24 protein-coding genes are annotated in these 26601 nt (G+C 68.3%); 13 read left to right on the forward strand and 11 right to left on the reverse strand.

Annotated elements, in window-relative coordinates:
* Positions 1 to 12: 12 nt before the first annotated feature.
* Entirely contained in the window at positions 13 to 2064 is a 2052-nt protein-coding gene (locus CQ045_RS01285; RefSeq protein WP_105720892.1) for a TPM domain-containing protein, read from the reverse strand.
* A 122-nt stretch (positions 2065 to 2186) separates the two neighbouring features.
* Between CQ045_RS01285 and CQ045_RS01290 the strand changes: the two genes are divergently transcribed.
* From CQ045_RS01290 to CQ045_RS01310, 5 genes are read left to right on the forward strand one after another with little or no spacing between them, the layout of a single operon-like run.
* Positions 2187 to 3026 carry a DUF3097 domain-containing protein gene (locus CQ045_RS01290; RefSeq protein ID WP_105720893.1) on the forward strand — a complete coding sequence of 280 codons (840 nt, stop codon included), beginning with the start codon at positions 2187 to 2189 and terminating at the stop codon, positions 3024 to 3026.
* Positions 3027 to 3082: 56 nt separating this feature from the next.
* Entirely contained in the window at positions 3083 to 3808 is a 726-nt protein-coding gene (trmB, locus tag CQ045_RS01295; protein ID WP_105720894.1) for a tRNA (guanosine(46)-N7)-methyltransferase TrmB, read from the forward strand.
* A 38-nt stretch (positions 3809 to 3846) separates the two neighbouring features.
* Positions 3847 to 4695: a CPBP family intramembrane glutamic endopeptidase gene (locus CQ045_RS01300; RefSeq protein ID WP_105721331.1), complete on the forward strand. Its 849-nt coding sequence runs from the start codon at positions 3847 to 3849 to the stop codon at positions 4693 to 4695.
* A 55-nt stretch (positions 4696 to 4750) separates the two neighbouring features.
* Complete coding sequence (locus tag CQ045_RS01305; RefSeq protein ID WP_105720895.1) at positions 4751 to 5143, forward strand: DUF1304 domain-containing protein; 393 nt, start codon at positions 4751 to 4753, stop codon at positions 5141 to 5143.
* 45 nt (positions 5144 to 5188) lie between these two features.
* Positions 5189 to 6265 carry a DNA polymerase IV gene (locus tag CQ045_RS01310; protein ID WP_105720896.1) on the forward strand — a complete coding sequence of 359 codons (1077 nt, stop codon included), beginning with the start codon at positions 5189 to 5191 and terminating at the stop codon, positions 6263 to 6265.
* A 33-nt stretch (positions 6266 to 6298) separates the two neighbouring features.
* Here the strand turns inward: CQ045_RS01310 and CQ045_RS01315 are convergent, their stop codons facing one another.
* Genes CQ045_RS01315 through CQ045_RS01325 form a run of 3 tightly spaced genes read right to left on the reverse strand, consistent with a single transcriptional unit; the run spans position 6299 to position 8224 of the window.
* The gene (locus CQ045_RS01315; RefSeq protein WP_105720897.1) at positions 6299 to 6700 is read right to left on the reverse strand and encodes a RidA family protein; all 402 of its coding nucleotides are present in this window, start codon (positions 6698 to 6700) and stop codon (positions 6299 to 6301) included.
* A gap of 57 nt (positions 6701 to 6757) precedes the next feature.
* On the reverse strand, positions 6758 to 7735 hold the full coding sequence (locus CQ045_RS01320; RefSeq protein WP_105720898.1) for a zinc-binding dehydrogenase: 978 nt from the start codon (positions 7733 to 7735) through the stop codon (positions 6758 to 6760).
* Positions 7736 to 7756: 21 nt separating this feature from the next.
* Entirely contained in the window at positions 7757 to 8224 is a 468-nt protein-coding gene (locus CQ045_RS01325; protein ID WP_181156401.1) for a MarR family winged helix-turn-helix transcriptional regulator, read from the reverse strand.
* A gap of 190 nt (positions 8225 to 8414) precedes the next feature.
* Here CQ045_RS01325 and CQ045_RS01330 point away from each other — a divergent pair, with 190 nt between their 5' ends.
* From CQ045_RS01330 to CQ045_RS01340, 3 genes are all read left to right on the forward strand, one after another.
* Positions 8415 to 10088, forward strand: a complete 1674-nt coding sequence (locus CQ045_RS01330) for a SulP family inorganic anion transporter (protein ID WP_258130873.1) — start codon at positions 8415 to 8417, stop codon at positions 10086 to 10088.
* 126 nt (positions 10089 to 10214) lie between these two features.
* Positions 10215 to 11195 carry an FUSC family protein gene (locus CQ045_RS01335; protein ID WP_258130874.1) on the forward strand — a complete coding sequence of 327 codons (981 nt, stop codon included), beginning with the start codon at positions 10215 to 10217 and terminating at the stop codon, positions 11193 to 11195.
* 100 nt (positions 11196 to 11295) lie between these two features.
* Entirely contained in the window at positions 11296 to 13887 is a 2592-nt protein-coding gene (locus CQ045_RS01340; protein WP_105720899.1) for a LuxR C-terminal-related transcriptional regulator, read from the forward strand.
* A gap of 156 nt (positions 13888 to 14043) precedes the next feature.
* Here CQ045_RS01340 and CQ045_RS01345 read toward each other — a convergent pair whose 3' ends face one another.
* From CQ045_RS01345 to CQ045_RS01360, 4 genes are all read right to left on the reverse strand, one after another.
* The gene (locus CQ045_RS01345) at positions 14044 to 14760 is read right to left on the reverse strand and encodes a GAP family protein (protein ID WP_105720900.1); all 717 of its coding nucleotides are present in this window, start codon (positions 14758 to 14760) and stop codon (positions 14044 to 14046) included.
* A 34-nt stretch (positions 14761 to 14794) separates the two neighbouring features.
* Positions 14795 to 15466 (reverse strand): GAP family protein, encoded by a 672-nt coding sequence (locus CQ045_RS01350; protein ID WP_105720901.1) that lies wholly within the window; start codon positions 15464 to 15466, stop codon positions 14795 to 14797.
* Complete coding sequence (locus tag CQ045_RS01355; RefSeq protein ID WP_105721335.1) at positions 15466 to 17145, reverse strand: SulP family inorganic anion transporter; 1680 nt, start codon at positions 17143 to 17145, stop codon at positions 15466 to 15468. The genes CQ045_RS01350 and CQ045_RS01355 overlap by 1 nt, the downstream gene beginning before the upstream one ends.
* A 138-nt stretch (positions 17146 to 17283) precedes the next feature.
* Positions 17284 to 18423: an AI-2E family transporter gene (locus CQ045_RS01360; protein WP_258130876.1), complete on the reverse strand. Its 1140-nt coding sequence runs from the start codon at positions 18421 to 18423 to the stop codon at positions 17284 to 17286.
* A gap of 135 nt (positions 18424 to 18558) precedes the next feature.
* On the opposite strand from CQ045_RS01360, the gene CQ045_RS01365 reads away from it, so the two are divergent.
* A complete protein-coding gene (locus tag CQ045_RS01365) occupies positions 18559 to 19626 on the forward strand; it encodes a DUF998 domain-containing protein (RefSeq protein WP_105720902.1) in 1068 nt (355 codons plus the stop codon).
* A gap of 57 nt (positions 19627 to 19683) precedes the next feature.
* A complete protein-coding gene (locus CQ045_RS01370; RefSeq protein WP_258130877.1) occupies positions 19684 to 22230 on the forward strand; it encodes a LuxR C-terminal-related transcriptional regulator in 2547 nt (848 codons plus the stop codon).
* A 34-nt stretch (positions 22231 to 22264) separates the two neighbouring features.
* Here CQ045_RS01370 and CQ045_RS01375 read toward each other — a convergent pair whose 3' ends face one another.
* Positions 22265 to 22708 carry a DUF6325 family protein gene (locus CQ045_RS01375; protein WP_105720904.1) on the reverse strand — a complete coding sequence of 148 codons (444 nt, stop codon included), beginning with the start codon at positions 22706 to 22708 and terminating at the stop codon, positions 22265 to 22267.
* A 4-nt stretch (positions 22709 to 22712) separates the two neighbouring features.
* Complete coding sequence (locus CQ045_RS01380) at positions 22713 to 23099, reverse strand: SHOCT domain-containing protein (RefSeq protein WP_105720905.1); 387 nt, start codon at positions 23097 to 23099, stop codon at positions 22713 to 22715.
* 234 nt (positions 23100 to 23333) lie between these two features.
* Between CQ045_RS01380 and CQ045_RS01385 the strand changes: the two genes are divergently transcribed.
* The 3 genes from CQ045_RS01385 to CQ045_RS01395 are packed head-to-tail and all read left to right on the forward strand — an operon-like array spanning position 23334 to position 25558.
* Positions 23334 to 23768 (forward strand): DUF6325 family protein, encoded by a 435-nt coding sequence (locus tag CQ045_RS01385; protein WP_105720906.1) that lies wholly within the window; start codon positions 23334 to 23336, stop codon positions 23766 to 23768.
* Between the two features lies 1 nt (position 23769).
* Entirely contained in the window at positions 23770 to 24123 is a 354-nt protein-coding gene (locus tag CQ045_RS01390; protein ID WP_105720907.1) for an SHOCT domain-containing protein, read from the forward strand.
* 58 nt (positions 24124 to 24181) lie between these two features.
* Positions 24182 to 25558, forward strand: coding sequence for a hypothetical protein (locus CQ045_RS01395; protein WP_258130879.1), 1377 nt, complete (start codon positions 24182 to 24184; stop codon positions 25556 to 25558).
* Positions 25559 to 25577: 19 nt separating this feature from the next.
* On the opposite strand, the gene CQ045_RS01400 is transcribed toward CQ045_RS01395, so the two are convergent.
* Positions 25578 to 26531, reverse strand: a complete 954-nt coding sequence (locus CQ045_RS01400; protein WP_105720908.1) for an HAD family phosphatase — start codon at positions 26529 to 26531, stop codon at positions 25578 to 25580.
* Between the last annotated feature and the right edge of the window lie 70 nt (positions 26532 to 26601).

The following is a 26601-nucleotide window of genomic DNA, read 5'->3' on the forward strand; positions in this document are numbered from 1 at the left end:
CTGTGGAGCGGATCAGAAGCGTCTACCTCCCGATCGGCCGCTACGGCCGCCGCCGCGGGAGCCCCCGCCGCCGCCGAAGCCCGAGCTGCGGAATCCGCCGCCGCCGGAAGAACGCCAGCCGCTGCTGCCGCTGCGCCGCGATGAGCTGCCGCCCCCGCCACCGCCGGCGAGCAGTCCGCCGATGATTCCGCCGAGGATGTCCCCGCCGAGCCCGGAACCACCCGACGACGAGCCGGAACCGCCGAAGGGGCCGCCCCAGCCGCCCTGCTCGTAGCCGGGAGAGTTGTACGCCTGGACATCGGATTGCGCGGCGGAGGTCGCCTGGCCCGCGAGAGCGAGAGAGCGATTCGCCTCCGCCAACGCGGCGTCCGGGTCGGAGGCGCGCAGGTTCAGTGCCTGGGTCAGGCTCGCCTCTGCATTGGCGAGACGCGTCCTGGCGGTGGAGCCGACCGTGCCGCGTCGGGTCTCGATGAACTCGCGGGCCGCGCGGATCTCGGAGTTCGCCTGCGCGAGAGTCTGCTCCAGCATCTGCTGGACGCGACGCGATCGTTCCACGCTCTCGCGCCCCTGGGCTATCGCGGCATCGATCTGGGCGTTCGCCGCCGTGAGCGCCTCGAGCACGCGCTGCGGGTTCCGAGCGGAGCTCGCGAGGTCGGCCTGCGCGAGTTGGAGCTGCTGAGCGGTCGCGGAGGCAGCGGCCGCGATGGTGCCGCTCGTGTCCGGCAGCTGCTGCGCGGCCGCGAGATCTGCCTGCAGTTCGGCGACGAGCGCCTGGGACTGGGTCTCGATCGCCGACAACTCTGCGCCGAGGGTCGTCACCGCCTGGGCGAGCTGGGCCGCCTGCGCCACCGACTGTTCGGCCGTGCGGATCGCGAACGCGGCCTCTCCGGACCGACCTGCGACGATCGCCTGCGCTGCGGCCTCGATCGAGCGGTCGGCGAGGTCGGCGCGCTCCTGTGCCTGCGCCGGGTTGTCAGCGACCGTGCTGAGCGCCGCGGCGTCGTAGACGCTGGAGAGCCGGGTCAGAGCCGGCGCAGCTGATGCGAGGACGGGAGTGAGGGCCGCACGTTCGGCGCGGACCCGCTCGAGTTCCTGCGGGGCGTTCTGCTCGAGCTTGCGGAGTGCGTCGAAGGCCTCGGTGTTGTCATCGAGCACGTCGTCGATCTCGTCCGCGATCCGGATGATGCGGATGTGCCAGGCCCGGCGGTCGTGGATCGTGTCCTCGATCTCGTCGTCGAGCTTCTGCTTCAGGTCGAAGGCCTCGGCGATCTTCGCCTTCGCCACCTCGACGGCACGCGTGAACTCTTCGGTCGCTCCTTCACCGAACTGGGCGACGGCGAAGCCGAGCTCCTCCTTGCTGGAGGTGATCGCGTCGTCTGCCTGCACGAGCGCGAGTCCGGCCTGCGTCTCGACCTGCTGATCGGTGAGGGTGGAGAACGGATCGGCCGGGTCGGGCTTCTCGGGCATCGCGCCGCGCCTGCGGATCTCGGCGTTGCGGCGGGAGCGACGCACGAGGACCACGACGAGCCAGATGAGCAGACCTGCTGCAATGACGGCCACGACGATCAGTCCGATGCGGAGGGCCCCGGCACCGCCGTCGCCCTGGATCTCATCGGCTGCGAGCGTGATGGCCCCCACCCAGTCCCCGTCGGCGGCGAAGGGGACCATCTTGTCTTCGATGCTGTCGATCTGGCTGAAGCTGAGCGGGCCGTCGGAGGCTGCGGAGATGTAGAAGCTGCGCCCGTCGACGGCGATCGCCAGAAGGTACTGCTGCGATCCGAGGTTGTTCTCCTGTGCGACGGTGTCGGCCCACTCGGCGTTGTCGCTGGGGTTGGTGAAGTCGTCGACCAGCACGACGAACAGGTCGGCGCTCGAGTTGTCGGTCAGCTCCTGCAGCCGCGCTTCGACGGTCGCCTCGTCGTCGGTGCTCAGGACCTGCGCCTGATCGGTGACGTACCCGGCGTCGAGCGTGAGCGGATCGGTGGCGGATGCCGCGGAGGCGGAGAGGGCTCCTGCGGTCGCGGCCAGCAGGAGTGCGGCCAGCGCCAGCCACCGTTTCGTCATCGTCTTCCCTCCGACCGGCAGCCGAGCCCCATGTCATGAGTCTATGCACAGAGCCCGACACGCGACAGCACTCGACGCGGGTTCACCGTTCGCCCTCAGCGGAGACACATACGCTGGGAGGCATGGACGACATGTACGGCTCGGACGTGCTGGCTGCCGGCTGGCGCGATCGCGGAGCAAAGCAGGTGCCGCAGGTCGCGGCGGAGAACGATCTCGTCGTCGAGGTCGCCGACGACGGCTTCTGCGGTGCGGTCACCCGCGTGCAGGGCGGGACCGTGGAACTCGAGGACCGCCTCGGACGTCGCCGTCTCTTTCCGCTCGGCGGCGGATTCCTCATCGACGGTTCGCCGGTTCGGCTCGTCGTCCCGGCGGCGAAGACACAGGGTCCGCGGCGCACCGCATCCGGATCCTTCGTCGTCGCCGATCAGCGGGCCCGCATCGCCCTGCCGAGTCGCATCCTCGTCGAGGGCAAGCACGATGCCGAGCTGGTCGAGAAGGTCTGGGGAGCCGATCTGCGCGTCGAGGGCGTGGTGGTCGAGTTCCTCCAGGGCGTCGACATGCTCGATGAGCTGCTCGCCGCGGAACCGCCGAGTGCCACGCGCCGCTACGGCGTGCTGGTGGACCACCTCGTACCGGGATCGAAGGAGTCGCGGATCGCGGAGGCCGTCGAGCGCGGGCCGCACGGGCGTCATCTCCGTATCGTCGGCCATCCCTTCGTCGACGTGTGGCAGTGCGTCACGCCGCGTGCGCTCGGCATTCCGAAGTGGCCCGAGATCCCGCGTGGCACCGACTGGAAGACCGGGATCTGCCGGGCGTTCGGGTGGCCCCACGAGACGCAGGCCGATACCGGTCGCACCTGGCAGTACATCCTCTCCAAGGTCACGACCTACCGGGATCTCGAGCCCGCCCTGCTCGGGCGCGTGGAAGAGCTCATCGATTTCGTCACGACTCCCGCGGCCTGACGCGACATCGTCCGGCGGCGCCGGAGAGCGGCGGCGCCGACGGCTACCCTGGAATCATGCCCGAACCCCGTACCTTCCGAGACGAGCCGGTCTCGTTCGTGCGTCGCAGCGGCCGGATGTCCGACGCGCAGGAACGCGCCTTCTCCGAGCTCGGACCGCATTATCTGCTCGATGTCCCGCGGGACGTCGCGTGGACGTCGGTGCATCCCGAGGCCAGACTCGATCCGGCAGCCGAGTTCGGGCGCTCGGCCGACCTCTACGTGGAGATCGGCTCTGGTCAGGGACACGCCATCGTCGCCGCGGCCTCGTCGCGCCCCGAGGACGACTTCCTCGCCGTCGAGGTCTTCCGGGCCGGTCTTGCGCGGACGATGCTCGACGCCGACCGCGAAGGCGCCCGGAACCTCCGGGTGGTCGAAGCCAATGCCCCCGAGGTGCTGTCGTCGTACCTGCCCGAGGGCGCGGTGCGCGAGGCCTGGATCTTCTTCCCCGACCCGTGGCACAAGAAGAAGCACACCAAGCGGCGCCTGGTGCGTCCTGGATTCGGTGACATCGCGGCGAAGGCGCTGCGTGACGGCGGTCTGCTGCGTCTCGCGACCGACTGGGAGGACTACGCGCTCCAGATGCGCGACGTGCTCGACGCGGAACCGCTGTTCGAGCGCGCGTTCGAGGGGGAGTGGGCCGAGCGTTTCGACGGGCGGGTGATGACGGCCTTCGAACGCAAGGGCATCGCGAAGGGACGCGACATCCGCGACCTCGTCTACCGGCGCAGGACCCGCGCGTGACGGACGTGCGGCGCGACACCACGCTGCGGCTGGGTTTCATGCCGGCGCTGCTCGTGTGCGCGGCCGCGCCTGCGTTCTTCGTGCTGGAGATCCCGTGGCTGGGCTGGCTGCTGCTCGCGCTGGGGATCGGCGCCGCCTGGCTGATCGAGCGGATGCGGCCGGTGGAAGCGCCGATGGTGACCGTCGGGGCGAGGCAGGAGAGTGCCGCAGTGGTCGGCGCGCCCCGACCCCCGTCGCTCACGAGGGACCTCTCCCTGATCGCCGTCGGGCTGCTGATCGTGAGCATCATCCCGTTGGCGGCCGAGCTCGACAACCTCGCCATGTTGCGATTCACCCTCGCGCTGGGCGGCGCGGTCGCGGTGCCGTACGTCATCTCCCGATTCGCCTTCCGCGATCGCGCGATCAGCTTCCCGTGGCGCACGCACCGGCGATGGGGGCGGCTGCAGTGGGGCTGGCTCGTGGCGGTGCTGTTCCTCGGCTGGCTGATCCTGCCGTTCTACTTCATCAACAGCGGCGTCTATCAGAACTGGCCGGTGGTGGACACGCCGGAACTGATCGCGCGGCTCTTCATCGGCGTCGGCGCGGTCGGCATCTGGGATGAGCTCTTCTTCATCTGCACCGTGTTCGCGCTGCTGCGCCGTCATTTCCCCGATCTCGTGGCGAACCTCCTGCAGGCGATCGTGTTCGTATCGTTCCTGTGGGAACTGGGCTACCGCGAGTGGGGTCCGCTGCTGACGATCCCGTTCGCGCTGCTGCAGGGCTACATCTTCCTCCGCACTCATTCCCTCGCCTACGTCGTCACCGTGCACCTGCTCTTCGACGCCGTCGTGTTCGCGGTCCTGGTGCACGCGCACAATCCGGGCCTGCTTCCGATCTTCCTCGTCTAGCGTCACTGCCGGAGTCCGGCTTGCTCCGGGACCGCGCGGACGGGAGAATCAGCCCATGCTCATCGTCGGTCTCGTCCTCGCCGCAGCTGCCGCTGCGTTCCACGTCTTCATCTTCGCGCTCGAGTCGCTGAGGTGGACCGACCCGGAGACCAGGAAGATCTTCGGCGTCGCCAGTGAGGCGGACGCCGTCACGATGAAGCAGCTCGCTTTCAACCAGGGCTTCTACAACCTGTTCCTCGCGCTGACGACGCTGCTCGGGGTCGGTCTCGTGATCGTCGGGGCCGCGACCGTCGGGCTGACGCTGGTCTTCGCGGGGACGGGCATGATGCTCGCCGCAGCGCTCGTGCTGGTGCTCTCGGACCGGTCCAAGCTTCGTGCTGCGGCGATGCAGGGCACCCTCCCGCTGCTCGCCGTGATCTGCACCGCGATCGGCGCCGCGATCGGCTGATAGCCCTGGGGTGACATCCGGCCGCTCAGCAGTCACACTCGTTGCATGGCCGACTGGGTGCTGCACGTGGACATGGATCAGTTCATCGCGGCGGTCGAGGTGCTGCGCAGGCCGGAGCTCGCCGGTCTCCCGGTGATCGTCGGCGGTCGTGGCGATCCGACCGAGCGCGCCGTGGTCTCCACGGCCTCCTATGAGGCGCGGGCCTTCGGCATCGGTTCGGGAATGCCGCTGAAGATCGCCGCTCGGAAGGCCCCGGATGACGCCGTCTTCCTGCCGGTCGATCATGAGGCATACGCCGTCGCCTCCGGCGAGGTGATGGCCGCGCTCCGGGCGCTCCCCGAAGTGGTGCTCGAAGTGATCGGATGGGATGAGTGCTTCCTCGGAGTGACGACGGATGATCCGGAGGGCGTGGCGCGGGCGGCGCAAGAGGCGGTGCTGGCGGCGACCGACCTGCATTGCTCGGTCGGCATCGGCGACAACAAGGTGCGAGCGAAGATCGCGACCGAGTTCGGCAAACCCCGCGGGGTGTTCCGGCTCACCGAGGAGAACTGGTTCGCGGTGATGGGAGACAGGCCGACGCGGGACCTCTGGGGCGTCGGATCGAAGGTGCAGAAGCGTCTGGGGAAACACGGCATCGCGACCGTCCGTGAGCTCGCGGCTGCCGATGAGCAGATGCTCATCGCGGAGTTCGGTCCCCGGATGGGCGTCTGGTATCACGAGCTGGGTTCCGGTCACGGGCCGCGTGTGGTCGATGACACGCCCTGGGTGGCTCGCAGTCACAGTCGCGAGACGACGTTTCAGCAGAACCTCACGACGTCCGCCCAGGTGCAGTCCGCCGTCAGGGAGCTCGCCGTGCAGGCCTTCGACGACTGTGCGGCCGAAGGCAGGCCCATCATGCGCGTGCACCTCAAGGTGAGATACGCGCCCTTCGAGACGAGGACGCTCGGACGCAAACTCGCCGGTCCGACCGAGGACCGGGAGGAGTTCATCGAGGAAGCTCTCACTCTCGCAGGCGCTCTCGATCCCGATCGCGAGGTTCGTCTTCTCGGGGTGCGGGCGGAGATGTCGATGCCGGACGACGCGGACGGGCTCGAACGGACACCGGTCCGAGGCCGCATCTGAGTCCGAGCGACCGCGGCGACCACGTGCCGTCGTTCACTCCCGGATGACGGCCGCGACCGCACTCACCTCGATGAGCGCTCCCGGGACGCCCAGCCCGGCCACGAGCGCGGCGGTGACCAGGGGTGGCGCTCCTTCCCGTGCGAGTCTGGAGGCGACCGCGCCGTACGCCGCCCGCAGATCCGCATCCTGGTGGATCAGGACGGTCCAGCTGATCACGTCGTCGAGTCCTGCACCCGCGGATTCCAGAGCGATCCTGGCGTTCTCGACGGCGCGGAGCGACTGCTCGGCGGCATCCGCCGAGACGACCACGCCTTTGTCGTCGACGCCGTTCTGGCCGCCGACGTAGATCGTCGTCGCGCCGGGCGGCACGACGGCGACGTGACTGAATGCGGGACTGACGACCAGTCCCTCGGGCTGAGCGAGTGTGATCTCCATGCCCACACTCTGCACCTGGTCGGGGACATCGGGAAGGCCCTCCCGGGAGGCGTCCGCTCAGAAACGGAGCAGTACCTTGCCGACGCGTCCGGGGGTGCCGCTCGCCTGCACGGCCGCCCGGATGTCGTCGGCGTCGAACACGCCGGCGACAGGCAGGGTCAGCGTGCCGTCGGAGAGACGCTGGAAGAGCTCTCCGAACAGTGAGCCGCGCGTGGCCGAGTCCAGCTGGGGGATCACCTTGCTGCCCCAGAAGCCCCTCACGGTGGCCTGCTTGAAGATCACGTCCGAGGACGCGATCTCCATGGTCGGGGAGTCCATCGCGCCGAAGGCGACCAGGGTCCCTCCTTCCGAGAGGAGGGAGAGCACCTGCCCGGCGGCCGGGCCTCCCACCGAGTCCACGCCGGCGACGATCGGCGCGCCCCCGGTGAGGGCCGCGACCTGGTCCTGCCAGTCATCCTGGTCGGTGGCGACGACGTTGTCGATGCCCTGTTCACGGAGCTCTTCGACTCCCGCGGTCCGGCGTACCAGGCCGACGACGTTCACGCCACGCGCGTTGCCGAGCTGTGCGAGCATCCGCCCGACGGCTCCGTTGGCCGCGTTCTGCACGATCCACGCGCCTTCACCCACGCCGAGGAAGTCCAGCAGGGTGATCGTGCTGAACGGCATCGAGACGAGCTGTGCGGCTGTCTCGTCGGGAAGAGCGTCCGGCACGGGCACGAGCCCGGCGGCATCGGTCACGATGTACTCGGCCCACGCGCCGAACGTGCCGCCGGTGGCGACGCGCTGTCCGACGGCGAGGTGCTCGACGCCGGCACCGAGCTCATCGACGACACCCACTGCTTCCGTTCCGGACGGCGCGGGGAGCTCGGGCTTGAATCCATAGGTGCCGCGGACCGTCCAGAGATCGTGATTGTGGATGGGCGAGAGCACGACGCGCAGACGAACCTGACCCTCGCCGGGATCGGGAAGCGGGCGATCCTCGATGCGGAGCACCTGCTCCGGCTCGCCGAACGTGGGGTGGATGAGTGCGCGCATGGGGTTCCGTTCTGGTTGTTCTCAGTTGCCGGCGTCGGCGCGAGCGATCGCACCGAGTTCAGCGGTCATGTTCTGAAGACGATCGGTGATGTCCTGCAGCTCGGCGATGAGCCGACCGCGCCGATCATCGTCGCGGAGGCCGGCGACCTCGGCGACACGTGTGTGGATCGGAGCGACTTCGGAGCGCAGCTCCTGTCCGCGTTCCGTGAGCCGCACCGTCACGACTCGCTCGTCCGAGGTGCTGCGGGACCTCGCGACGAGGCCTGCCTGCTCGAGGCGGCGGACGAGAGGGGAGAGCGTGCCGGAGTCCAGGCGCATCAGGTCGCCGAGCGAACCCACCGTCTGCTCGCCCTCGAGCCAGAGCGCGGCGAGCACCAGGTACTGCGGATACGTCAGCCCCCACGGTGTGAGAAGCGACCGGTATGCCTGCGTGGTGGCGCGCGCAGCGGAATAGAGGGAGAAGCACACCATCTCGTCGGTCACGGCCATCCGAAGATCATCGCACACAAGTGAATTGTGCACAACCTAAATGGAGTCAGCGAGATCTCCGTACCGAGCCGGCAGCCCCACATGCGGGTCTTTGCAGAACAACCACCCATGCGGGGCGAGATCTGTGGTCGTCGTCCCGCCGCTCGCAGTACGCTCGGGCCAACCGACCACCCGGAGGCAGGTGAGTGCAGTGAGACGACCGTCGTGGCTGTTCAGCACGATCGAGGGCTACCAGCGGAAGTGGATCGTGCGCGACGTTGTCGCCGGTCTTTCCGCCGGCGCCGTGGTGATCCCGCAGGCGATGGCTTACTCGACGATCGCCAATCTGCCCGTTCAGGTCGGCCTCTACACGTGCATTCTGCCGATGGTCGTCTATGCGCTCCTGGGCGGGAGTCGGGCGATGAGCGTCTCGACCACATCGACCATCGCGACTCTGACCGCGACGACTCTCGTATCCGCGGGGGTGGCGGCAGGCGCCGATGATGCGATCGGCTCGCTCATGATGCTGACGCTGCTGGTCGGAGCGGTTCTCCTGCTCGCACGGCTGTGCCGACTCGGCTCGCTCGTCGAGAACATCAGCGGCGCCACAGTCCTCGGACTCAAGATCGGTGTCGGGGCGACGGTGGCCGTGGGGCAGCTGCCGAAACTGCTCGGTGAGAGCTACAACTTCTCCGGCCACGGGTTCTTCCGGTCGCTGGCGGCAGTGGGGGCGGCGTTCGGAAGCGTGAACTGGCCCACAGTGATTCTGTCTGTCGGCTCGATCGCCGTGCTGGTCCTGCTGAAGCGCATCGCCCCCAGGGTCCCCGCGACTCTCATCGTGGTGGCCGGGGGCATCGTCCTCGTCTGGCTCGCAGGCCTCGACCGGCTCGGGGTCAGTCTCATCGCCGAGGTCCCGAGCGGTCTGCCGGTTCCTGGAATCCCTGACTTCGCACAGACGGCTGCGCTCGTTCCCGGGGCTCTCGCGATCGCGGTCATGGCGTTTCTCGAGTCGGCGGCGGTCGCTCGGAGTCTCCGCACCGCGACGGAGCCTCAGATCGACAGCGATCAGGAGCTGCTCGCGACCGGTGCGGCGAACTCGCTCGGAGCGTTTTTCGGAACGATGCCCGCAGCCGGCGGATTCTCCCAAAGCGCGGTGAACCAGAGCGCGGGCGCCCGGTCTCAGGTCGCGACCATCGTCACGGTCGTGCTCGCGGTCCTGGTCGCGCTGTTCCTCGGACCCGTCCTCAGCCTGATGCCGGAGGCCACCCTGGCCGCGATGGTGTTCGTCGCCGTCGCGAGCCTCATCAACATCCCCGAGCTGGTCCGTTGGGCGCGCATCAGCCAGGTGGACTTCTGGATCGCGCTCTCGGTCGCGATCATCGGTCTCACCGCCGGACTGCTCCCGGCGGTCGCGATCGGCGTCGTCGTGACGTTGATCCTGGTGCTGCGTGAGGTGAACGTACCTAAGGTGCGTGAGGTGGGGCGGACGGACGGGGTGCTGGGGATCCGCCTCGAGCGGGGCCTGTACACCGCGAATGCGATGGCGAACGAACGCAGGATCCTCGAGTTGGTCGACGCGGAGCCGGTACCGATCGGAGCGCTCGTGCTCGGCATGAAGCAGCAGGAGGTCATGACGATCACAGTGCTCGACGCCCTCCAGAATCTCGACAGGGAGCTCTCCCAACGTGCGACGACGCTCCACCTGGCGGCGCTCCCGGCGCCGGCGACGGCCGTCGCCGAACGCACCCCGTGGTTCGAGGCGCTCGAATCCGCGGGCCGGGTGCACGCCTCTGTTCGGGAGGGGATGGCGGCCGCCGCCGTCGTTGCCGAGCCTGCGGCCGCGGACGACCGCGTTCACCCGGGTGAACTCGACGACGCGCGCTGACGGCTGAATCCGGGGTGCATAGGCTGGCCCTGAGAACGAGTGACTCACGTCCGTCACCGCGATCGACCAGCGGGGGAGCAGCATGCGAATCGGCATCCGGAGAGTGACGTCGATGAGGCGGCCGGGGTGGATGAGCAGCCCGGACTGACCTGGCAGTGGTCGCGATTCGGCCTCGGACTCCTTTTCGCGCTCCCCGCCATGGTGATCACTCCTTTCGCGCCGACCGTCGGTCTGGCGCTCGCTGTCGGAGTGCTCCCCGCAGCGGCGTTCCGGCTCCCTCCGCGGCGTCGAGGACGCGCGGTCATTCCGCTCATCGGCGGACTCAGCGCTGTCGGTCTGCTCCTCGGATCTCTGCTGGCGACGACTCCCGTCATCGCCGTCGTGGCCTTGTTCGGGATCGCCGTGCTCGCCTGCGTCAACGCGACACGAGGACGTCTGGCACAGCTGGTCCTGATCCTCGTCCTGCCGATGGTGGGCGTCGGACTGAGTTTTCCCTGGTCGCCGGTGGCCGTCGAACTCGGCGCCAGCATGATCGCCGGTTCGCTGTACGCCTGGTCGATCTCGCTCGTCTGGCCGGAGCGTGCGGAACCTCCACCCGCCGCCGCCCCGATCCCGCGCGGACGCGCGATGCTGATCTACGGCATCCTGCTCGGCACCGCCGCCGCTGCCGCTGCGGCGACGGGTTTCCTTCTCGGGGTCGAGCACGTCGGATGGGCGACGGCTGCTGTGCTGCTCGTCATGCGTCCCGTGCGGGGGCAGCTGATCGCTCGCAGCGTGGGGCGCGCCATCTCGGTCCTGATGGGAGCATCCGCGGCCGCCACGTTCGCGCTTCTCGTGCCGGGGGACGCCGTCATCGGGGTCGCGATCGGCCTCGCGGTGGGAGCACTGGGCGCGAGCCAGGAGAGTCGTTGGTACGTCGCTCCTGGGTTCACCACATTCGTCGCGCTGACTCTCATCCTGGTGACGTCGTCGGAGCCTCCGGGCGAGCGATTTCTCGAGCGAACGTTGGAGACCCTTCTCGGCGTCGGTCTGGCGCTGTTCTTCGGGACGGCGGTGCCATCGCTCATCTCGCTCTCAGCGCAGCGTCGCCGGTCGAGGCCGGCGTAGGCGGCCTTCGTCTGAAAAGCGCTTGAGGCGTCGCCTGCCGGGTGCAATACTGCGGAAGGACGGCCGACCTCGCGTCGAGTCCATCGGACCGGGGGGTGCCATGACCGGAGACATCAGCGACGACGACGCGGCGAGGATTCTCGTCCCCGCCGCAGTCGACGACGATGTCGTGCGGCCTCGGCTGCTCGCGCGCCTGACGGCAGCGATGGACGAGCCGTGGACCCTCACCCTCGTGACGGCTCCGGCTGGAGCAGGGAAGACGCGGTTGCTCACCCACTGGGCGCGCGCCGTCGGCTCGGATGCGGACACCGAGGTCGTCTGGGTATCGTTCCAGCGCCATGACACCGATCTCTCGCTGCTCCGCTCGGCGCTCGAGAGCATCGATGACGAACGCCTTGGTGAGAGTCTCGCGAGGGTCCCGATCTGGCCGTCGGCGGACGCGGCGAGATCGCTGGCGCGCGCGCTCCGCGGAACCGACCGCCGGATCGTGATCATCTTCGACGATGTGCACGTCATCGAGACACGGGAACACGCCGACATGCTGTGGACGTTCGTGCAAGCCGTACCCGGCAATGCGCACGTGGTGCTGTCGGGCCGTGGAACCCGGCTGATCCCGGTGGCGCGGCGCCGCATCGCCGGAATCGCGCTGGAGCTCGACAACGGGGATCTCGCCTTCACCCCCGGCGAGGTTCGGGCCTTCTTCCGCGCGAGTGGTCTCCGTGTCTCTCAGGGGGAGATCACCCTGATCCTCCAGCGCACCGAGGGATGGGCGGCGGGGCTGCGCCTGATGGTCCTGGCGGGACAGGAGCATCCGCACACGGCGGACCATCCGCTGCGAGGCGATGCGCCGGCCCTCGTGGACTATTTCCTCGAGGAGGTCTTCGCCGACCTCGATGATGAACTCAGTGCGTTCCTGCTGGAGACCTCGGTCCCCGAGGCGTTCACCCTGGAACTCGCCTACCGATTGTCCGATGGGGCACCGGCCGCCGCGTTCGTCGAGAGGCTGATCCATCTCAACGTCCTGATGGGCCGGCATGGCGACGCGCCGGTCTGGTATCACTACCACCCGCTGCTGCGGGAGTTTCTCCTCGCTCGGCTGAAGGACCGAGGGCACGCCGTCGTCGAGCATGTCGAGAAGACGGCTGCGGAGTGGTTCGCCGAGCAGCACGACGACCTGCCGGCGCTCCGTCATGCGATGCAGAGCTGCGACCCGGTCTGCATCTCTGTGATCCTCCGTCGGTGCGGGATGCAGCTCATCCTCACCGGTCACGCCGACCGCGTGATCGAGGCGATAGGCCGGATGCCGCCGCCGCTGCGGTCCGATCCGGCCGTGCAGATGCTGATCGCGGCGGCCGAACTGGCCCGGGGCGACGCATCCACGGCGGCCGCGGTGCTGGCGACCCTGCGGGATCACGACGGATCAGCGGCAAGCAGGCAGTGGCAGACGGGACTCGACCTGCACACCGCCCTGCGCCGAGGAGGCATCGCCGAAGCTCTCGATCGGCTGGGATCCGCCTTCGATGCGTTCACCGGGGAATCCCAGCTGGACACCTATGCATTCCTTCAGGCCGCGATGGGCGAACTGTATGTCGGGCGTCTCGACCGCGCCGAGCGGTACGCGCGGTCCGCCGCGGATCAGGCTCGCGCCGTCGGCGCCGTCGCGGCCGAGTTGCAGGCGTCAGCGGTCCTGAACACCAGCGCGCTCTTCCGCGGCAGGATGCGCGACGTCCTCGCATCCGGGGCCCGGCTGGACGGACGATGGAGCGAGCTCGGAAACCCCGACGATTCCTTCTACGAGGTGACCAGGGTGTGGCGCCACTGGGTTCCCTACGAGCGTCTGCATTCGGTGGATGCCGAACCGACGTTGCGCGCAGCGGTCTCGATCATCGACGACGGTTCGGAGCCGGCGATCGCGCGCGGTCTGCGCGGCCTGATCGCTCTGCTGAACGCCCCGGATGCCGACGACCCGCATGCTGCGGCGATCACGATGCTCGAGAATCTCGCCCCTCGCGCGGACATGCCGTTGCCGGCGCATTGGTACGCGATGCTGAGCACATTCGCCGTGCACGCGTTCGACCGGCTGGGCGAGCCCAACCTGCGGGACGCGTTCATCGCGGACACCGCGCAGGCTCTCGGCGCCACGGGCGACGTGATCGTCCTTCGAGCGATCGCGGCGTTGCACGACCACCGGCATGCCCTGGCACGAGAGACGCTCGCGCCGGTCCTCGACGGCTCGTCCCCTTGTCTGGTGCCGGCCTCGATGGTGGATGCGTGGCTGGTGGCGTCTGCACTCGATGTCCACGGCGGCGACTCCGATCGGGCGCAGGCCTCGCTGGCGGTCGCGTTGTCTCTGGCCGAGACGGAGGAGCACGTCCGACGTTTCGGGGGCGCCGACCCGGCGGTGATCCGTCTCCTGGGTGCGCGGGCGACCGCTGCGACGCGAACCCGCTTCGCGGACGTCGTCCGAGATCGGCTCGCCGCAGCGGGGATGCTCGTGGGCGAAGAGCTCACCCACCGGGAACGGATCGTGCTGCTGGCATTGAGCCGCAACTCGACGCTGCGTCAGATCGCCCAGCAGGAGTTCATCTCGCCGAACACGGTGAAGACGCACGTGCGGAACATCTACCGCAAGCTCGGCGTCTCCGACCGGGAGAGCGTGACGGCGGCCGCGCACGCGCTCGGGATCGAGTGAACGCGTGCGCGACCGTTGCGGAGCCTGTCGGTCGCACGCCATGGCCGCGGCGAGACGGGCTTCGAGGTCGAGGTCGAGGTCGAGGTCGAGCTCCGTGTCGGCCGCGATGTCGAACACGACCTTCGTGATCTCTCCGCGGGTGAAGTCGGGCGCGGGTCAGAGCAACGCCGCGATTCCCTTCTCGAGTTGGAGTGCTCCGATGACGAGGAGCAGCGCCGCATTGAGGATATGCGTGTTGCCCGCGATCCAGGTCCGGACGCGGTCCAGGAGGGGTTGGGCGGAGTCGCCGCGCACCAGGAGGTAGAACACGGGAACGGCGATGGGCAGGGTGCCGACGGAGACGAACGCGGCGGCGACCCAGAACCCGGCGGTGGTGTCGACCTCGGACAGAGTGATGTCCAGGGCCGCGATGATCGCGCACGAGGCGTCGACGGGGTTCAGGACGAAGAGGCCGACTCCGAGGAGGAACGTGCGTCCTGGCCGGAACGACTCCACCGAGTGGAGCCACCCGGGTAGTTGCGGCGAGGCGGCCACGACCTCGCGAGGGGTGGAGGCGGCGGCCATCTGCGCGATGTGCACCCGTCCCTTCCGGTACACCCAGACCGCCGCCGCGACGAGGAACAGGCCGATGAGCAGGCGGACCAGCGGCACCCAGAGAGGCGGCTCATTGCGTTCATGGACGGCGAGCAGCGGAAACAGCCAGAGGAAGAGGATCATGAGCCCGGCCAGGCCCACGATCCATCCGAGCAGATACGCGATCCCGTTCGCCCTCGCGTTGCGCGAGAGCAGCACGGCGACGAGAGCCATGATCGCGAGCGGGCTCAGCACCACGCCGAGCGCCACCGGGACGAGCGCCAGGATCAAGTCACTCATGTCCTCGTCCTCTCCTGCTCAGGTCGGCGGCGTTCTAGAAGCTGCCGATGCCCTTGCCGATCATCGATATTCCGATCACGAGCAGCAGGATGGCCATGATGACGGCGTTCTCGGTGGCGAGCCAGCCGCGGAGGGCGTCCAGCGGGGCACGGAGGCGGTCTGCGGCGACGAGGTAGCCCACGACCGGGATGAGCACGGTCGACGATGCGATGAGGGTGTAGACGACGGCCACCAGCACGGTGGAACCGACGGGAAGGGCCGCGCCGCCGATGTCGGTCCCCGCTCCGGCAGCCATGATGAGGTTCTTGGGATTCACCGCAGACAACAGGAATCCGAGCCCGAATGCGACGGGGAACGTGACCGTGTCGATGGCTTGCATCCACTTCGGCAGCGCAGCCTCCTGGCCGCCCTTCGGGCGCTTGCGCCATTGTCCGAACGCGAGCAGGAACAGAAGGAGGCCGAGGACGATCTGCACCACGCCCCGGATGGGGCGGGAGGCGTCAGGATCCTGCTCCGGCAGTATCGACGACAGCAGCGTGAACACGGTGACCGCGGCCACGATCCCGATCACCCAGCCGAGCAGGAACCCGACGCTGGTCACTCGCGCTTTCGGTGAGAGCAGCATGAGAATGGCCGCGATGATGGGGATGGGACTGATCGCCACCCCGAGTGCGAGGGGGAGCACGTCCCCGATGACGGTGCCCATCAACGGCCTTCTTCCTCTGAGTGTGTTTTCTCTGCGGGGGAGGGGGTGAGCTGGCTGATCGCCGCGCGGTTGGTCGCGTAGACCGGTTCCGACGCGAGCAGGCCGAGAGTGGTGAGGCGGTGCAGCGTGTTCGGGCGCACCCTGCTGAAAGCGAGCGACACCGACCGGGCGGCGAGCCACTCCTTGAGCGAGGAGAACGATTCCGCGCCGGTGACGTCGACATCGGTCACCGCCTCCATGTCGACCACGAGGTGGTGGACGGATTCCTCTCCTGCCGAGCGCACAGCCTTCTTGACCGCGGTCGAGAAGACGGCTCCGTTCGCGAAGAACAGCGGCGCCGCGAGTCGGATGACGATCACGCCCGGAGCGGTCATCGTCCCCGCCGGTGCATCTTCGAGCAGCGATTCGCCCGGGTCACCATTGGATTCGAGGACGTCGATGGCCGGATTCGAGGCCCGTTTCGCGAGATTGATGAGCGCGAGCACGAAGGCGACCAGGATGCCGGCGATCGAACCGACGAAGAGGGTGACGAGGAAGCATGTCGCACCGATGAGGAACTCGAACCGATCCTTGCGCCAGAGGTCGACGAAGTCGCGGATTCCGAGCAGCGGGATGATCGCGACTCCCACGATCGCGCCGATGGCGGGAGACGGGATGTCGGCGAGCAGGGCCGTTCCGAACAGGAGCAGCAGCAGGGTGCCGGCGGCGAGGATCAGCGCGGGGAACTGAGTTCGGGAGCCGGCCTGGTCCATCGCGGCGGTGCGGGAAGTGGAAGAGCCGACGGCGAAGCTGCCCTGCGCGCCGGCGGCGAGGTTGGCGATGCCGAATGCGAAGAGGTCGCGGTTCGCGTGGAACGGGTAGCCGTGCTTCTCGGAATAGGAACGTGAGACGAGGAGGCCCTCGGCCGTGGTGACAAGAGTCAGGGCGATCGCAGACGGCACCAGCGCGAGCCAGAGCGACCAGTCGATCATCGGCCACGTCAGCACCGGGGGTCCCGCCGGCACCTCTCCCAGTACGTCGACGCCCCGTTGATCGAGGTGGGTCAGGACGACCACGAGCGTCGTGGCCACCAGGACGATCAGCGCCCACGGAACGGCACGGAGGTAGCGCCGTCCTAGCAGCAGCACGGCGACGGAGCAGACGGAGATCAGGACGGCCCAGCCATTGAGGGTCGTGAAGCCCCCGACGAGGTCTGCCACCTTGCCCGTGAACTCCTTGCCGGAGTCGATCTTGACACCGAGCATCTTCGCGACCTGGCTGACCATGATGTCGAGTGCGAGGCCGCCGACGAACCCGACGAGGATCGGCTTCGAGAGGAAGTTCGCCAGGAAGCCGAGCTTGAACACGGCGAGAAGGATGAACATACCGCCGCAGATGATCGCCTGGGCGAGCGCGAGGGTGGCGTAGTCGGCGCTGCCGGCGGCGGCGAGGCCGCCGATCGAGGAGGCGACGAGCGCGGCGGCCGCCGCATCGGGCGAGGCGACCAGCTGTCGGGAGGATACGACGAGGGCGTAGATGACGGTCGGGACGATCAGCGCGTAGAGCCCCGCTGTGGGCGGGAGTCCGGCGATCTGGGCGTACCCGATGTTCAGAGGGATGGCTATGGCGAGCAGGGTGACCCCGGCGGTCAGCTCGGTGACGAAGTTCCGCTTCGTCAGCCCCGCGAGCGGACGTTGCACGTCGCCTCCCTTCGACAGCACCCCGGACGAGCGCGTTCTCGTCCACGATCCCACCGCTCAGCTTGCGGCGACCACGTCTGCATCGCAACCTCCCCCTGGTGATTTACGGTCGAACGCGGCGCGGACCCGCCGCAGCGGTCAGACGTGGCGGCGGTTCCTTCTCCTGCGTCGACGGCTCCGATCGGCGGGGGCAGGCTCCGGATCGGGCGGAACAGCGGTGCGGTCGCCGGAGATCCAGCGCAACCAGGTCGTGTCGGGGTCGCCCTCGAGGACCAGGGTGCGCGCGAGCAGGGTGAGCGGGATCGAGAGGATCGCCCCGAGCGGTCCGATGATGAACGTCCAGAAGATCACGGAGAAGAAGCTCAGCGTCAGGCTGAGATCCACCGCATCGCTGACGAACTTCGGCTGCACGAGCACCTGCAGGACCACGTTCACCACGCAGTAGACAGCGATCACCCCGAGGAGCAACGGCCAGCCGCCGACGACGAAGGCGAGGATCGCCGGGGGGATGAGGCCGAGGACGAAGCCGATGTTCGGGATGAAGTTGGTGACGAAGGCGAGGATCGCCCACACCACGGGTGCGGGAACGCCCATCCACCACAGGGCGAGACCGTCGATGATGGCGACGATCGCACCGAACGTGGCGTTCACGATGTAGTAGCGACGGATGCCGGTGTTGAGATGCGAGATCCGAGCGATCACGGCGCCCTTCGTGGCACCGAATATCGAGGGAGCCTGTCGGTAGCGGGCAGCATCGACGGCCATGAAGATGATGTACGCGCAGACGAAGAACAGGGCGGTTGCGACACCGAGCACCGTGCTCCCCAGGCTCCGAGCGATGCCGAGCAGCGTCGTGGGATCGAGGACCGATGCCGCAGCACCCGAAGCCTCCTCGTCCAGACCGAGGGACTGGAGCAAGCCGACGAACTCGTCGACCGTGTTCGCCAGGCCGCCCTCCGACACCAGGTCGCCGATCAGCCGTGCGAACTGCGTTCCCGCGAGCCAGAGCAGAGCGCCCATCGCCAAGAGGATCAGGTAGGCGACGACGATGACGGCGGTCGTGCTCGCCCACTGCGGCCAGCCGCGGCGATCGAGGGGGCGGCGCAGCGGTTCGCAGATCACGACGATCACGATCGCGAGAGCGATCGGCCCGAAGAGGTCCCGCACGAAGTAGACGCCCGCCAGCGTGACGGCGCTCGCCGCGAGCACGAGGAGCACCCGCAGGCTGGGGGAGAGCATCCGGTCCGGAGCGCGCTCGGGCGCGGGCGAGGTGGTCACGCGGCCAGCGTAGTCGACGGGACTCGGCTCAGCCCTGATGCGGGAGCTCACGGCGAACCGACGCCGGGACGGGGGATCGCCCGGTGCGGATGAACCGCCGTCGCCTTCGGTGAACGGGAGGCGGAGACTGTGACCATGTCGTCGTCACCACCCCCACAGGACCTCCTCACGGCAGCACGCTCGCACGGGGAGAGGCGGGAGCGAGCCAGGGAGGCCATCGGGCTCCAGATCTCGATCTTCGCTTTCGTGCTCGCGGCACTCATCGCCCTCCTGGTCTTCCGGCTGCATCCGGCGCCCATCTCGGGACCCGACTCGCTCGGGCAGTTCGCGGCGCTGGCCTCCGCGGCCACGGCGATCATCGTCTTCGTCCTGGGACGCATCATCGCAGCCGACCCCGCCCGAGGGCGTCGGCTCGGCGTCGTCGACATCATCGACATCGCCGCCTTCGCGTTCGCTCACGCCATGATCGCGCTGCTCGGATGGACGCTGGCTGCGACGATCATGGAAGCAGGACTGATCGGCGCCGTGGTCTACCCGGTGCCGGTGCTGATGCTCTCCGGGGCGGCGGCCGGGCTGACGGCCTATGTCACGTACTACTCGGCGACCCATCTGGACCTGCAGCTGCTGGCCACGGTACTCGCGCTGTTCCTGGTGCTCGGCGTCCTCGCGAGCATGCTCACCGCGAGCGATCCGCAGTGGTGGAAGGAGAACCTCAGCGCTCTCGGCATGACGGACGACCTCTCGGCGCGCACCTTCAATCTGACGTTGATCGTCGCAGGCATTCTCGTGACGACTCTCGCCCGCTACGCCACCAAGGGAATCCCGACGACGCAGCCGCGTGGGGTGGCATCGGTGCGCACGTGCCTCATCATCGTGGGGATCTTCCTCGCCCTCGTCGGAGTGTTCCCCGTCGATCAGTACTTCGCCCTCCACACCGGGGTCGCGTCGGGCATGGTCGTCGCGTACGGAGTGCTCGTCGTGGCGCTGCGGCGATGGGTGCCGGGCGTATCACGGACATTCCTGCTCCTCGGCTACGTGTTCATCCTGCTGATCCTGCTGCTGGCGGTGTTCTTCGCTGTCGGGTACTACACACTCACCGCGGTCGAGCTGGTGGCGGGGACCGTCGTGTTCACATGGATCATCCTCTTCATCCGCACCGCCGACGCCCTCAAACAGGACGTGGGAGCGCGCACGTCGGAGTGAAGATCATCCGGAGGATGCCCTTGAAGGCGGATCGACAACCCCACTAGTTTTGGTGCCATGTCGCCCCCTGTTCGCTCGACGACGCCGGGACCGACGGTGCGATTCCGACCGCCGGGGCCTCAACCCGGTGCCATCCGTCGCGAGCGGGTGAGCTCCGCGATCGCCGGTGCCGTGGCGCTGGATCCCTTGACCGTCATCAGCGCCCCCAGCGGGTTCGGCAAGACGACGGCTGTGGCTGATTGGGCTTCGGGTCTCGAACAGGTCGCTTGGCTCGCGCTCAGCTCCTTCGACTCCGACCCCACCCGCTTGACACAGGGGATCGTCAACGCGCTCTACGTCGGGGCGGAGCGTGCAGGTCACCCTCTCGCACTCGCCCGCGACCTGGACGATCCGCGGTACGCCTACGAAGAGATCTGCGGAGTGCTGGAGGACGCCGAGAGTCGCGTCCACCTGATCGTCGATGATGCGCAGCGTGCAGGGGAGGACTGGCGCAGGGGGCTCCTCGGGATGCTCGCCGAGCAGGCGCCGGACAGCCTTCGTGTGGTGCTCGTCGGGACGACCCTGCTCGAGGTCACGCTCTCCCGTCATCGAGTGACGCATCCCGCCTCCTTCGTCGGCGCGGAGATCCTCAGCTTCACCGGGGCGGAGGTCAGGCTGCTGCAGGACACGGGGACGAAGGGCCTCGCTGCGGAGACGATCTTCGATGAGACCCAGGGCTGGCCCATCGCCGTACGGCTGATGATGATCGGCGGCGCACGACCGGACTCGCGCGCCCAGAGCGCGTCGAGCTTTCTCGGGAACTACGTGCGAGAGCATGTGCTGGGTGCGCTGCCGCCGGACGTCGCCGACTTCGTCCTCGACGGGAGCGTGTGCGGTGAATTGACGCCCGAGCTCGCCGCCGCGGTCACGGAGCGCGCGGATGCCGGTGATCTGCTCGAGACCTGCGTCCGGCTCGGCCTCTTCCTCGATCGATTCGAAGGTCCGCACGGCATCGTGTATCGCTGGCACGCCTCCTTCGCGAGGCAGTGCGCGGAGATCGTCGGACTGGACGCCGAGCGTGCCGCTGCCTGTCACCGTCGCGCTGCGTCGGCGCTCGAGGCGACCGACCCCACCGCGGCGATCGCGCACTCGCTCCGTGCGGGCGAGTCCGCGGTGGCCAGAGAGATCCTCCTGCGCCATTGGCTCGGACTCGTCGTCGGCGCGAGCGCAGCGGAGGTCGAACGTACGGCGACCGAGATGCTGCGTCGCGACCCGGATGACGCCCAAGTGCTCCTCGTCCGCGCGTGCGCGAGCGATGTGCTGGGCGATCATCGTGTCGCGCGCGAATTGTTCCGGCGTGCGGAGGCGATGATCGCCCGAAGCGACGACGACGCCGGGCCGGCCGTCCTGCAGATCGCGCGGCTGTTCATCGCCGACGAGCGCGCCGACGTCGCGGACGCGAGCGCCAGGGTGCGACAGATGCTGCTCGACGCGGATTCCACCGAACTGGGCGACCGCGCCGCTCTGAACTATCTCCTCGGCTGGACGGAGATACGCCACAGAGGCAATCCGGTGGTGCCGCTCGAGTACTTCTCCGCCGCGGCCCGGGAAGCGCAGAGCTCGGGCGATCGGGAGCTGGCGAAGCGCTCGCTCGGTCATCTCGCCTTCGGGCAGACCTGGGCCGGACGCTTCATGGAAGCGCGTGAGTCGCTCCGTGCCGTGCACGCGGCCGGTGACGTCAGCCTTCCCTGGAGCACGTACGCGGGCGGGAGTGCGGCGTCGGCCGCCGGATACGTCGCATACTGGTCGGGCGAGTCCGAGGAGTCGATCCGGGAGTTCGCGACCGTGATCGCCAACGGCAGCTCCGATCGATCCTTCACGAGTATCGCGCGCATGATGATCGCCTACGCGTCAGCGGAGACGGGCGATGCCGCAGCCTGTCGTCGCGCGGCGATCGGGATTCAGGACATCCCGCTCGAGGTCGTCCACGGTATCTCCTGGCCGGCCTTCCGTGAGTCATCCGTCGCGTTGCTCGAAGAAGTCGTCGGACGGCAGGACCGGGCGATGAGGATCGCCAGGAGGTACGTCCAGTGTCCCGACCTGCCTGTGGTCAACGTCGCGCTCGCCGGAGTGCTTCGTCGAGCCGGAGAGTACGGGCCCGCTCTGGAGATGCTGCGATCGCTGCGCGCGTTCGGCGAGGTCTCTTACGTGAAGTCCGCGACTCTGATCACGGCGGCGGTACTGCGCCGACAGGGCGGGCATCATGACGAGGCGCACGAGCTGTGCGAGGCCGCAGTCGCGGTCGCCTCGGGAGAGAACATCCGCCTGCCGTTCGCCCCACGCGAGACGGCGGTGCGCAAGCTGCTCGGCGAGCACGTGCACTTCGGCACCCAGTTCGAGGACTTCATCGGCCGCTGCCTCGCGAACGATGCGGCGGGGTCGCTCGTGGACTTGCTCTCAGAGCGGGAACGCGACGTCTTCCAACAGCTCCAGACAGCCCGCACGTTGCACGAGATCGCCCGAGAGCTTGCCGTATCGATCAACACGGTGAAGACGCACCAGCGGGCGATCTACCGCAAGCTCGGGGTGTCCTCCCGGCGCGAGGCGGTGCGAACGACGGTGTGATCCGTCCGCGATCGATCCTCAGCGGACGTCGGATTCACCACTGCTGCAGTGCCGAGGCGAGCACCGCGTTCGCGATCGCCGCGGGGATCGGCTGCGTCGCGAGGATGCGGTCCCCATGGCGATCGACATCGCGGGAGAACGTCTCGCCCCACGTCGGCTCCACGAGGATCAGGGCTGCGCGACCGCCGATCGGCAGCCGCCCGGCGAAGTGCCGGGCATCTTCCTCGCACACCAGCCCTGGGGTGTCCAGGCCGAGACCGGCGAGCGTGAACTCGTCGCCGTCGATCTCGATGAGCCGGTAGTCGTCCCCGTCGAGTCGCCGGATGATCACGAAGTCCAGGAGGCGGATCGCCCCGCTCTCCACCTGCCGCAGCAGGGCCTCGAGGATGTTCGGGCTGAGGCGGTCGTCGTCGAGACGCACGACGACGAACTCGACGTCGCCGAGCGCCTGCAGGCTCACTTCGACCGCCTCAGCCATGATTTCAGCTCAGTGCGCGCGCCTTGATGGCGGCGAACTCGTCGGGTGTGATGGTTCCCGCCGAGAGGAGCTTCGACGCCTTGTCGATCTCATCGCTCGGACTGGAACCTGCGACGCTGCGGATGTAGGAGTCGGCGGCGTGCTGCTGCTCCCGATAGGCCGAGACGCTGCGCTCGCCCATGCCCTTGCCGCGTGCGATCAGGTAGACGAGCGCTGTCAGGAAGGGGACGAAGATGAGGAAGATGATCCAGACGGCCTTCCACCAGCCGTTGAGGGAGTGATCCCGGAACAGGTCGGCCACGATGTTGAAGAGCACCATCAGATAGGAGATGAACACGAAGACCCAGAAGAACCACCAGATGATGTCCCAGAAGCTTTCCCAAATGGACACTTCGGACCCCTTTCGTTGAGTTACTGCGTACCGCGATAGTGACAGCGCGTGTCCCCGGGCGGTGGCGCCGCTCACCCCTATCGGGCGACCCCGGGATGGGGATCGGATGACTCGGATGGGGTTCGGATGGCGAAGCGCTCATCCGGTAGGGGTGAGGCTGCCGTCCGCGGGCGTGATGGCGATGCGACCATGGTCGTCTGTCAGGTCCGTGTGCCCCGTGAGAGAGGACGATCCATGAACGACTTCCGTTTCGGTCCCGCCGAGTTCTATCTCGTCGGGTTCGAGGGCGCACGCCCCGATCCGGCGACGTTCCGCGCGTTGAGCGATCTCGTCGACAGCGGTGTGGTGCGGCTGCTCGACTTCGTCATTCTGGCGAAGTCGGCGACCGGTGCGGTCGAGATCGTCGAGCTCGACTCGGAGGACGGATCGCTCGGGCTCGACGATTTCGAGCCGATCGCGGCCGGTCTCGCCGGAGAGGAGGATGTCGAGGCGCTCGCCAGCGCCCTCGAGCCGGGGCAGTCCGCTGCCGTCGTCGTCCTCGAACTCGCTTTCGCCCGCACTCTTGCCCAGAACCTCGCCGCCGCCGGCGGTCAGGTGCTGCGAAGCGAGCGCGTTCCGGCTCCTGTGGTGAACGCCATGATGGACATCCTCGATCAGGAAGGTGAATGACATGCCCTTGAGAAGATTCGGTCGCCCGGGCCTGATCGGGCTCGCCGCCAGAACTGCGGTGGTCGCGGGAACGGCGTCGGCCGTTGGTGGCGCCATGTCGCGGCATCAGCAGCAGCGCGCCCAGGGGCAGTACGAACAGGAGCAGTACGAGGCAGCGCAGCAGCAGGCGCAGATCGATGCCGCCGCCCGCAACGCCGCATCCCAGTACTCGGCCCCGCCGCCGGCTGCGCCTGCACCGGGTCCGGCCGGAGCCGATGACATGATCGCGAAGCTGCAGCAGCTGGCATCGCTCAAGGACTCCGGCGTGCTCTCCGAGACGGAGTTCGCTGCGGCGAAGCAGAAGCTCCTGAGTTGAGGAGCGGCGGTTCCGTCGCAGAACGGCGCGCAGCGCCTGGATCGAGGAGAGAGAACGAATGAGCGAACTGGATGATCTGCGTGCCCGTGTCCTTCTCCTCGAGCAGGAGAACGAGACGCTCAAGAAGCCTCGCCGCCGCCCGGTGGGCAGAAGCATCGTCGCCGGGATCGTCCTCGCGGTCGCGGTGCTCCTCGCACCGATCGCGGCGATGGGGACATGGGCTCGCCTTCAGCTCGTCGATGCCGACCGGTTCGTCGCGACCTTCGCCCCTCTGGCGGAGGACCCCGACGTGCAGGACTTCGTCGCCGACCAGGTCAGCTCCGCCATCCACGAGCAGGTCGACCTCGACGCGGTCGTCGGCGAGGTGTTCGACGGCCTGCGCGAGCTCGACCTTCCGCCCCGCGCCGCGTCCGCGCTCTCGCTCCTGGAGGTTCCCGCGGCCAGCGGCTTGACCTCGCTCATCGACGGCGTCATCCACGACGTCGTGGCTTCCGACCAGTTCGCCGATATCTGGGCCCAGTCGCTGCGCTTCACCCATGAGCGCGCCGTGGCGATCATGCAGAACAGTCCGGACACGGCGCTCCAGCTCGCGGATGACGGCGTGCTGTCGATCGATCTGGGTCTGATCGTCGACAGGGTCAAGACGGCCCTGTCGGAGCGCGGCGTCGGATTCGCCGACCTCATCCCGGAGATCGACAGGTCCATCCCCGTCGCGCAGGCCGACGCCCTCGTCCTCGTGCGGACGACCTATCAGATCGCGGTGGCCGCCGGGTTCTGGCTTCCCTGGGTGGTGCTCGGACTGGTGGTCGTCGGCGTAGTGATCGCACGCAACCGTCCGCGTGCGCTCTTCTGGACGAGCGCGGGCTTCGCGGTCGCCTTCCTCCTTCTCTCCGCCGGGATGGGCATCGGCCGGACGTTCTTCATCGGCGCTGTGAGCCCGTCGATCATGACCGCCGCTGCGGCGCAGTCGCTGTTCGACGAAGTGACCTCGCTGCTGAGCTCGACCATCGTGGCCCTGGCCCTGGTCGGGGTGCTGGTCGCCGTCTGGGCCTGGCTCGCCGGTTCGAGCCGCAGTGCGCTCGCGACCCGTGGCGTCCTGGAGAGCGGGTTCGCCGGGATCCGGAGCACGTGGGAGCGACGCGGGTTGTCGACCGGACGGTTCGGTCTGTCGGTCGACCGCTTCCACGGCCCGATCCTCATCGTTGGAATGGCTCTCGCGCTGCTCATCCTCATGGTGACGCGCCCGGTGTCGTTCGGCACGGTGGCCGGCGTGACTGTCGGGCTCCTCGTCTTCGCGATCGTCGTCGAGCTGTTGCGTCGTCCCGGTTCCGTCTTGCACGAATCAGCGGTCGAAGACCCGGCGGTCGCCGAAGAGGACGTCGTGGTCGGCGAGCCCGCGGACCTGGATGGTGTGGTTCCCACGAAGGGACCATGACCGGCGTTCCTGCGGAGCTTCAGGGTTCTCCTGCTCCGGAGGAGGATTCGGGGAACACGGTCTCCCAGTCGTCCCTGACGCTCACCACCGTGTATCCGCGGTCCGCCGCAGCAGCGAGAGCCTTCTCCGCCCCTGCGTCGTAGGGCGTGTCGCCGCGAGACGGGTCGTCATGGTGGACCAGGATCGCGAATCCGGGCCGGGGCCCGCGGCGAGCGAAATCCATCATCGCCGTGTCGCCGTTGGAGTTGCCGCCGACGAACAGCGGTCGCCGGCCGATACGGGTCCAGATCCGGATGGGCTTCTCGGGGCCGTCGTCGAAGAAGGCGAGTGAGGAGGAGTATCGCACGGTCGCATCGCTGTCGTCCCACCTGAGCCCGAAGGCGGATCCGACCACTCGCTCCGGCGGGATCCCGTAGTTCGCCTGTGTCATGGGACGCATGAAATCACGTTCGCCGCCCGAGACGATGTAGCACGTGAACCCGTGGTATTCCAGATACCGGAGCAGCTCGACCATCGGCTGGTAGACGGCGTCCGAGTACGGGCGTTTGAGGGTCGGATGCTGCGCCGTGCGGTAGAACTCTTCGACGGAGCTCGCGTAGTCCTCGACGCTCATCCCGTCCGTGAGCCCGACGAGCGACTGGATGATGATCTTGAGGTCGGAGTCATCGCCGCCGTAATGCTTGTCGATCGCCGTTCCCAGCCATCCGTAATCGCCGCTCACGGCAGCGAGATAGGGCTGCCGCGCAGCGAGCTCGGGAGTGCGTTCCGCGGCCGCCCGCCACTGCTCCACGACGTAGTGCAGCTGCGTGACCATCGGTTTCTCCGACCACAGGGTCCCGTCGTTGTCGAACACCGCGACGCGTTCTTCGACGGGCACGGCATCAGGCCCCTCGGCGACCGAGGCGACGAAAGTCTCGATCTCTCTGCGCGTTCGGGTGTCGCGCCAGGAGGGCAGAGAGGGGTGAGCGGTCATGACTGATCCTCGCGTCTCATCGAGTGCCGGCAGAAGCTCCAGAGTGGCATTCGGCCGTGTCTCCGACAGG

The sequence above is a fragment of the Microbacterium sp. MYb66 genome (assembly GCF_002979435.1).
Lineage (GTDB): Bacteria > Actinomycetota > Actinomycetes > Actinomycetales > Microbacteriaceae > Microbacterium.

Bases quoted from the DNA above. Each gene is read 5' to 3' on its own strand.
- CQ045_RS01325 (WP_181156401.1), bottom strand. From the start codon at position 8,224: ATGGCCGTGACCGACGAGATGGTGTGCTTCTCCCTCTATTCCGCTGCG.
- CQ045_RS01365 (WP_105720902.1), top strand. From the start codon at position 18,559: ATGTCGTCGTCACCACCCCCACAGGACCTCCTCACGGCAGCACGCTCG.
- CQ045_RS01385 (WP_105720906.1), top strand. From the start codon at position 23,334: ATGAACGACTTCCGTTTCGGTCCCGCCGAGTTCTATCTCGTCGGGTTC.
- CQ045_RS01345 (WP_105720900.1), bottom strand. From the start codon at position 14,760: ATGAGTGACTTGATCCTGGCGCTCGTCCCGGTGGCGCTCGGCGTGGTG.
- CQ045_RS01300 (WP_105721331.1), top strand. From the start codon at position 3,847: ATGCCGGCGCTGCTCGTGTGCGCGGCCGCGCCTGCGTTCTTCGTGCTG.
- CQ045_RS01315 (WP_105720897.1), bottom strand. From the start codon at position 6,700: ATGGAGATCACACTCGCTCAGCCCGAGGGACTGGTCGTCAGTCCCGCA.
- CQ045_RS01395 (WP_258130879.1), top strand. From the start codon at position 24,182: ATGAGCGAACTGGATGATCTGCGTGCCCGTGTCCTTCTCCTCGAGCAG.
- CQ045_RS01285 (WP_105720892.1), bottom strand. From the start codon at position 2,064: ATGACGAAACGGTGGCTGGCGCTGGCCGCACTCCTGCTGGCCGCGACC.
- CQ045_RS01400 (WP_105720908.1), bottom strand. From the start codon at position 26,531: ATGACCGCTCACCCCTCTCTGCCCTCCTGGCGCGACACCCGAACGCGC.
- CQ045_RS01290 (WP_105720893.1), top strand. From the start codon at position 2,187: ATGGACGACATGTACGGCTCGGACGTGCTGGCTGCCGGCTGGCGCGAT.
- CQ045_RS01310 (WP_105720896.1), top strand. From the start codon at position 5,189: ATGGCCGACTGGGTGCTGCACGTGGACATGGATCAGTTCATCGCGGCG.
- CQ045_RS01305 (WP_105720895.1), top strand. From the start codon at position 4,751: ATGCTCATCGTCGGTCTCGTCCTCGCCGCAGCTGCCGCTGCGTTCCAC.
- CQ045_RS01320 (WP_105720898.1), bottom strand. From the start codon at position 7,735: ATGCGCGCACTCATCCACCCCACGTTCGGCGAGCCGGAGCAGGTGCTC.
- CQ045_RS01370 (WP_258130877.1), top strand. From the start codon at position 19,684: ATGTCGCCCCCTGTTCGCTCGACGACGCCGGGACCGACGGTGCGATTC.
- CQ045_RS01350 (WP_105720901.1), bottom strand. From the start codon at position 15,466: ATGGGCACCGTCATCGGGGACGTGCTCCCCCTCGCACTCGGGGTGGCG.
- CQ045_RS01390 (WP_105720907.1), top strand. From the start codon at position 23,770: ATGCCCTTGAGAAGATTCGGTCGCCCGGGCCTGATCGGGCTCGCCGCC.
- trmB (WP_105720894.1), top strand. From the start codon at position 3,083: ATGCCCGAACCCCGTACCTTCCGAGACGAGCCGGTCTCGTTCGTGCGT.
- CQ045_RS01340 (WP_105720899.1), top strand. From the start codon at position 11,296: ATGACCGGAGACATCAGCGACGACGACGCGGCGAGGATTCTCGTCCCC.
- CQ045_RS01375 (WP_105720904.1), bottom strand. From the start codon at position 22,708: ATGGCTGAGGCGGTCGAAGTGAGCCTGCAGGCGCTCGGCGACGTCGAG.